This is a genomic window from Mesorhizobium sp. M7A.F.Ca.AU.002.02.1.1 (assembly GCF_003998535.1).
GTDB classification, from domain to species: domain Bacteria; phylum Pseudomonadota; class Alphaproteobacteria; order Rhizobiales; family Rhizobiaceae; genus Mesorhizobium; species Mesorhizobium ciceri.
Genome location: NZ_RZPB01000343.1, coordinates 1 through 6289, shown reverse-complemented (window position 1 = coordinate 6289; position 6289 = coordinate 1). Strand labels below are relative to the sequence as shown.

7 protein-coding genes and 1 pseudogene are annotated in these 6289 nt (G+C 63.2%); 4 read left to right on the top strand and 4 right to left on the bottom strand.

What is annotated here, in order from left to right:
* Window positions 1–257: GntR family transcriptional regulator (locus EN879_RS20400; RefSeq protein WP_164774480.1), on the bottom strand; the 257-nt coding region annotated here is incomplete at its 3' end.
* A 165-nt stretch (window positions 258–422) separates the two neighbouring features.
* Here EN879_RS20400 and EN879_RS20395 point away from each other — a divergent pair.
* Window positions 423–1682, top strand: a complete 1260-nt coding sequence (locus EN879_RS20395; RefSeq protein ID WP_063167761.1) for a multidrug efflux MFS transporter — start codon at window positions 423–425, stop codon at window positions 1680–1682.
* Between the two features lie 28 nt (window positions 1683–1710).
* Window positions 1711–2085 carry a DUF423 domain-containing protein gene (locus tag EN879_RS20390; RefSeq protein ID WP_024504690.1) on the top strand — a complete coding sequence of 125 codons (375 nt, stop codon included), beginning with the start codon at window positions 1711–1713 and terminating at the stop codon, window positions 2083–2085.
* Between the two features lie 33 nt (window positions 2086–2118).
* On the opposite strand, the gene EN879_RS39060 is transcribed toward EN879_RS20390, so the two are convergent.
* Window positions 2119–2547: a hypothetical protein gene (locus EN879_RS39060; protein ID WP_164746092.1), complete on the bottom strand. Its 429-nt coding sequence runs from the start codon at window positions 2545–2547 to the stop codon at window positions 2119–2121.
* Window positions 2548–2629: 82 nt separating this feature from the next.
* Here EN879_RS39060 and EN879_RS20375 point away from each other — a divergent pair, with 82 nt between their 5' ends.
* Window positions 2630–3709, top strand: a complete 1080-nt coding sequence (locus EN879_RS20375) for a substrate-binding domain-containing protein (RefSeq protein ID WP_063167760.1) — start codon at window positions 2630–2632, stop codon at window positions 3707–3709.
* A 2-nt stretch (window positions 3710–3711) separates the two neighbouring features.
* On the opposite strand, the gene EN879_RS20370 is transcribed toward EN879_RS20375, so the two are convergent.
* Window positions 3712–4968 carry an OpgC family protein gene (locus EN879_RS20370; protein WP_082826437.1) on the bottom strand — a complete coding sequence of 419 codons (1257 nt, stop codon included), beginning with the start codon at window positions 4966–4968 and terminating at the stop codon, window positions 3712–3714.
* Window positions 4969–5168: 200 nt separating this feature from the next.
* On the opposite strand from EN879_RS20370, the gene EN879_RS20365 reads away from it, so the two are divergent.
* Window positions 5169–5837 (top strand): alpha/beta hydrolase, encoded by a 669-nt coding sequence (locus EN879_RS20365; RefSeq protein WP_063167759.1) that lies wholly within the window; start codon window positions 5169–5171, stop codon window positions 5835–5837.
* 26 nt (window positions 5838–5863) lie between these two features.
* Here EN879_RS20365 and EN879_RS20360 read toward each other — a convergent pair.
* A pseudogene (locus EN879_RS20360) lies at window positions 5864–6289 on the bottom strand (Si-specific NAD(P)(+) transhydrogenase); the annotation flags it as partial.

Below are 6289 nucleotides of genomic sequence, written 5' to 3'. Positions count from 1 at the left end.
GCCGCAACCTCGACCGCCTCCCTGTAGACGGCGATCTGCTCGAGTTCAGCCAGATTGATCGGCGACACCGTCCAGCCGCGCCCGTCCCTGCCGACCAGCCCCTCGGTCTCGAGCCGCAGCAGTGCTGCCCTGACCGGGGTTCGCGATGCACCGAAACGGCTCTCGATCCAGCGCTCGGTCAGCTTTTCGCCGGGACCGATCTCGAGGCCCAGGATCATCTGCCGAAGCTGTTTTTCGACGCTGTGCATCTGCGACATTGTCGTTTCCACCTTTTGGCCGTTTGCGATCGTCTTGCCGATCACGTTCGACAGGCTGCATTGACAGCGGCCAAGCTTGCGTCCATGACGTGCACCATCTTGGTATCCCAAATTGGTATCCGCAGCAAGCATCGATAAAAGAGTTGCTGGGACAGGACACACGACATGCAGCAGAGCACGCCCCCGGCGAACGACAGCACCTACAACATCCACTGGCGGCGCAATCTGTTCGTGTGCTTCGCCGGTTCGTTTTCGACGCTTGTCGCCATGACGCTGCTTCTGCCGTTCCTGCCGCTCTATATCGAGCAGCTGGGTGCCGAGGGTCACGCGGCGATCGTGCAATGGTCGGGGATTGCCTATGGCGCGACGTTCTTCGCGGCGGCGCTGGTGGCGCCGCTCTGGGGACGTCTCGGCGACCGCTATGGCCGCAAGGTGATGCTGGTTCGCGCCAGCTTCGGCATGGCCATATGCATGTCGCTGACCGGCATGGTGCAGACGGTCTGGCAGCTGGTGCTGCTGCGGCTGCTCATCGGCTTTGCCGGCGGCTACTCCTCGGGATCGACCATCCTCGTCGCCATGCAGACCCCGAAGGAGCGTTCCGGCTGGGCGTTGGGCCTGCTGTCGGCCGGCATCACGGGCGGGGCTCTGGTCGGTCCGCTGGTTGGCGGCGCCCTGCCGCCGCTGATCGGCATCCGCGCCACCTTTCTCCTCTCCGGCGGCGTCATCTTCCTGGCATTCCTGGCGACCACGTTTCTGATCAAGGAGAATCCCCGGCCGAAAACAGCAGACGCCGCAGCGACGCAGAAGCGGAAAGGCGGCTGGTCACAAATCCCCGACAAACGGCCTGTTGTCGCCATGCTGGCGACCGGCATGCTGTTGAGCTTCGCCACCATGTCGATCGAGCCGATCATCACCGTCTATGTGCAGCAGCTCATCGAGGACCAGAGCCGCGTGACGCTGATATCAGGCGTCGTCATGTCGGCGGCGGCCCTTGGCGCCATCCTGTCGGCCTCGCGCCTGGGCAAGCTCGCCGACCGCGTCGGCCACTGGAACGTCATCATCGGCGCGCTTGCCGTCTCGGCGCTGCTGCTGATCCCGCAGGCCTTCGTCACGCAGAGCTGGCAACTCATCGGCCTGCGCTTCCTGATGGGTCTGGCGCTGGGCGGGCTGTTGCCCTGCATCACCAGCGTGATCCGCCACAATGTTCCCGATGGGGTCGGCGGCAATGTGCTCGGGCTGTCGATCTCCGCCCAATATGTCGGGCAAGTCGCCGGCCCCTTGCTCGGCGGCTTTGCCGGTGGTCATTTCGGCATGCGTTCGGTGTTTCTGGGCACATCCGTCTTGATGGCCGGCGGCGCGGTGTATAACTGGCTGGCACAGTCACGCCGCGAGCAGGACATGCTTGCCCACGCCGGCAAGCCCTGACGGGGTTGGGCGTCACAGGGCCCCAAACATGAGCACAGCCGAACGACCTTCCGACAACAGCAGCCGTATCCTCGTCCTGGCCGGGGGCTTCTGCGGTGCTGCCGGCGTGGCGCTGTCGGCCGCGGCAGCGCATCTCGGCGGCGCCTTCGTTGGCACCGCCGCATCGTTCCTGCTGATGCATGCGCCGGTCTTCCTTGCCGCCGGATTGCTTGGCGCGAACCGGATCCTGCGCATCGGCAGCCTAATCCTGCTGGTTGGGCTTCTGCTGTTCTGCGGCGATCTGCTGGCCCGCGATTTCATCGGGTCGCGGCTATTCCCGCTGTCGGCGCCGATCGGCGGCACGCTGCTCATTGCCGGCTGGCTGGCGATCGCTGCCTCGGCGCTGGTGCGCGTGCGGTCCTGAACGCCCGCCGGCACCAAACGTCGAGCGTGGCGGCTAATCCTGCCGGCGCTCGGGCTTGATAAGCAATTCGCGATTGCGCCGCCGCAGCTTGGCCAACCGATGCCGCTCCGGCCGTTCGGAAGCCGGCGCGATGCCCCAATAGTTGCGATAGATGTCTTCAAATAGATAGCTCACGGGATGCATGATGTGCGCTCCTTTCAGCGCCTGAATCGATCCAATCGAGAGGTGCGAAAAACCGACCCCGATCAGCTCCGCTTGCGCTCCACAAGGAACCGCAACTCGCGGACCCATAGACTGGTTTTGCCGCGGCGCTTCTGCGTCGCGGTGTTCGACGAGATGCTCCAGTCGTTGCGGTAAATGTCTTCGAACAGAAAATTGACGGGATGCATGACACAAGTCCCTACTTGATGTTGAATCGATCCAATTCTGCCAGCAGGCGTTTCCTTGGATCGATTCAAACATAGGCCCTATCGAAGCCACGATCAAGCCAAAATTTGAACCGATCCAACGAAAGTGTTAAATGGGAAGAATTCAGGAGACGAAGATGGCGCCACTTATCTCTGCAAAGACAAGACCGGTCCGGCTGGCGGACATTGCCAAGGCAGCCGGCGTGTCGCACGGCACCGCGTCCAACGTCTTCGCCCGTCCGGAGATCGTGCGCGAGGAGGTCCGTGAACGGGTCAAGGCGGCAGCCGAGGCCATGGGATATGGCGGACCGGATCCCAAGGGCCGGCTGCTGCGCGCCGGCAAGGTCAATGCCATCGGTGTCGCGACCGCGGAACCCCTCTCCTATTTCTTCGACGATCCCTTTGCCCGGGTGATGATGGCCAGCATCTCGCAGGCTTGTGACGCGACCGGTGCGGGGATTTCGCTGGTCTCCGCCGTCAATGGGGAGCAGCTCGCGTGGAACATCCAGAGTGCGCTGGTCGATGGCTTCATCGTCTTCTGTGTCGATGGCGGCTCAAAGCTGGTCCAACTGGCGCGCGAACGCAAGCTCCCCTTTGTGGCGCTCGATCTCGATTCGGACGACGACGATGCGGTCGCGGCGATCGGCGTCGACAACATCGCCGGTGCCGGCCTGGCGGCCCGCCACCTGACCGAACTCGGACATCGCCGCTTTGCCGTGCTTACCCTGCCCTGTGCCGACGCAGGCTTCGGCCCTACCACAAGGGAGCAGGTGGAAATGGCCCTCTATTCCGCTACGCGGGACCGCTTGCGTGGCTATTTCGCGGAACTCTCCCGCGTCGACATCGACGTCTCGCGTGTGCCGATCTACGAGACCGTCAATGACGAGAAGAGCGTGTGGGCCGGCCTCGACCATATTTTCGCCGGTGCCGAGGCGCCGACAGCCATCCTGGCGATGTCGGACAGGATGGCGCTCCATGCGCTGGACTGGCTGCGGCAGCACGACATTGCGGTACCGGGCGATGTTTCTGTCGTCGGCTTCGACGGTGTTCCGGAAGGGGCGGTTTCCAAGCCGCCGCTGACCACGATCGTCCAGCCGATCGCCGAGATGGGCCGCCTTGCCGTCAAGGCGATCCTTGAAAATGATGGTTCGTTCAGCCGGCAATCGCTGCCGGTCGAACTCGTGGTGCGGGCCTCATCCGGCCCCTCGCCCACCTGAGCTCAACGGCCCATTCTTGTCGCCATGCCCGGCATCGCGAAGGATGCAGCATGGACGGGCGGTGCGGCGCTGTGAGCCGGCCTGCTTTTGGCGGACCAGCCAAGGCCCGATAGCCATTCGAGATAGTAGGCGAGCGCGAACTGCATGACGATGCCGGCCGATATCAACAGGCTGTCATAGGCAAATCCGCCCGGATTGATCAGCTTCAGCACCTGCGCCGCCATTGCAAGCACCGTGCCGGCAATGAAAACCGGCAGCGATCGTTTGCCCAATATGGCAAGCGGATGATCGCGCCCGGTGCGAAACAGATTCGAGATCGCCGGGAATGCCACGATCAGGTAGCTCACTGCGAGTATATGCAGGAGCCTCGGCAGCGACAGGAACGTCTTGTCGAAACCGGTCAGCACCGGAGGCAGGCCAAACCAGGAGATATGCCCCCAGAGCGGGCTGTGCACCCAGACCAGGGCCACAACGGTGTAGGCCAAGGCCGCCCCAACCAGCCAGCGATTGACCGGGATGGTGCCGCCGCGACGCACATGCAGCGTGCCCGCCAGGCCGATGTTGAAAAGGAACTGCCACGACAGCGGGTTGAGAAACCAGAAGCCGGGCTCGGGGTAGTTGGGCGGAGCAATCTGATAAATCCCCGCGACCAGCCACAGGGCGCCGGATGCCACCAGTGCCAGGACCGGCCGATAGCTGACAATGAGCAGGAACAGCGGCGCCAGCAAGAGCAGCACCGCATAGACGGGCAGGATGTTGTTGTACCCAAGTTGGTGGCCGAGCGTCACGATGCCGATCAGCACCTGCGGCGTATTCTTGATCAACGGCTCGATGTTGATCATCGTCAAAAGCTCCGGCCGCCTGGCAAACACTGCCGCAGCGCAGAAAATGGCCATCACCACCATGGTGGTGACGATGTGGGTGGCATAAAGCACACCGGCGCGGCGCAACATCTTCAAAGTTGCCAGCAGCCGGTTTCCAGGCTGGAATTTCTTGCCGTAGGCGAGCGCGACCGAGATTCCCGAGATCAGCACGAAGACCTCCGCCGCATCCGAAAAGCCGAAATTCTTGTATGTCAGATACTCGAAGGCGGTACCCGGCACATGGTCGACATAGATGGTCAACAAGGCGAGAGCACGGATCACATCGATGCGCGTGTCGCGCTCAGTGCGGTCCGGGACACGCGCCTCGCGGTCCGGGACACGCGCCTCGCGGTCTGGGACACGCGCATCGCGGTCCGGGGAAATCTGGGTGGTCATCGACAAAAAGGCCTCAAAGCTGGTTGTTCATACCGGCAATGCGACCCCCGGCGCACCGCTTCGATTCCTCCCGAAGGATGTTATCGGCGGAGAAACGGACTGTAATGCGCCCGGTTCAATCAACTTTCGCGGGGCTTGAAAATATTGCGTTTTGAAGCCGGCAAATTGAGCGAAAAGTCATATAATCAAGAGGATGGTCGATGATCGACGAGACCTCACAAGATGGTGCGTTGCGGCGTGATCTCGCCTTCCACTACCGGCTTTACGGCGCGGCGGATTCAACGGGCGACTGCTTCTTCCTGCTGCATGGGTCGGGTGTCGACGAGACGACATTGGTGCCGCTGGCGCGAGAGATCGCACCGCGTGCCACGCTCGTCGCGGTGCGTGGCCGCGTTGTCCAGGAGGATGGTTTCCGCTGGTTCGCGCGGATCACGCCGACGCGCTTCGAACAGGCGAGCATCCGCACCGAAACCGAGGCCTTTGCGGGCTTCGTCGCTGACGCGGCCACACGCCATCATCTCGACCTCTCGCGCACAATTTTCCTCGGCTATTCGAACGGCGCCAATCTGGTTTCGAGCCTGATGCTGCTGCATCCGGGCCTTGTCGAACGCGCCGCGCTGCTGCGACCGATGCCGGTGCTCGATGATGTGCCGGCGACGGAGCTGTCAAAGGTGCGGGTGCTGATGATCGCCGGCGCCGCCGACCTCACCTATGCGCCTTTCGCCCCTGCTCTGGTGACATTGCTCAGTCGGCATGGCGCCGAGATCGACGCCAGGATTGTCTCATCAGGTCATGAATTCGGCAGCGCCGACGCGGCAATCGTCAGGCAATGGCTGGCGGGACCGGCGGCGGTGGCGCAGGCAGGCTGACAGGCTCGCCGCCACGACCAGCCGGCCTACCCTCTTCCCATCCGGTTCCAGGCATCCAGCCCAGCGATCTTGTAGGCTTCGGCGAGCGTTGGATAGTTGAAGGTGTTGTTGACGAAGAAGTCGACGGTGCCGCCGAGATTGATCACCGCCTGGCCGATGTGGATGAGCTCGGTGGCGCCCTCGCCGATGATGTGCGCGCCGAGCAGACGGCGCGTTTCGATCGAAAACAGCAGCTTCAGGAAGCCGGTGTTGACACCCATGATGTGGCCGCGCGAGGTCTCGCGAAAACGCGCCACGCCGACCTCGTAGGCCGCACCGCTCTCACGCACCTGTTCTTCGGACTGGCCGACCGTCGAGATTTCCGGCACCGCATAGATGCCATAGGGGAAAGTTTCCGGCGGCGGCGGCAAGGGCACTCCAAAGGCATGGCAGGCGGCCACCCTGCCCTGCTC

Excerpts from the sequence above, each read along its gene's own strand:
- EN879_RS39060 (WP_164746092.1), bottom strand. The coding sequence starts at position 2,547 with ATGTTTGAATCGATCCAAGGAAACGCCTGCTGGCAGAATTGGATCGAT.
- EN879_RS20390 (WP_024504690.1), top strand. The coding sequence starts at position 1,711 with ATGAGCACAGCCGAACGACCTTCCGACAACAGCAGCCGTATCCTCGTC.
- EN879_RS20365 (WP_063167759.1), top strand. The coding sequence starts at position 5,169 with ATGATCGACGAGACCTCACAAGATGGTGCGTTGCGGCGTGATCTCGCC.
- EN879_RS20370 (WP_082826437.1), bottom strand. The coding sequence starts at position 4,968 with ATGACCACCCAGATTTCCCCGGACCGCGATGCGCGTGTCCCAGACCGC.
- EN879_RS20375 (WP_063167760.1), top strand. The coding sequence starts at position 2,630 with ATGGCGCCACTTATCTCTGCAAAGACAAGACCGGTCCGGCTGGCGGAC.
- EN879_RS20395 (WP_063167761.1), top strand. The coding sequence starts at position 423 with ATGCAGCAGAGCACGCCCCCGGCGAACGACAGCACCTACAACATCCAC.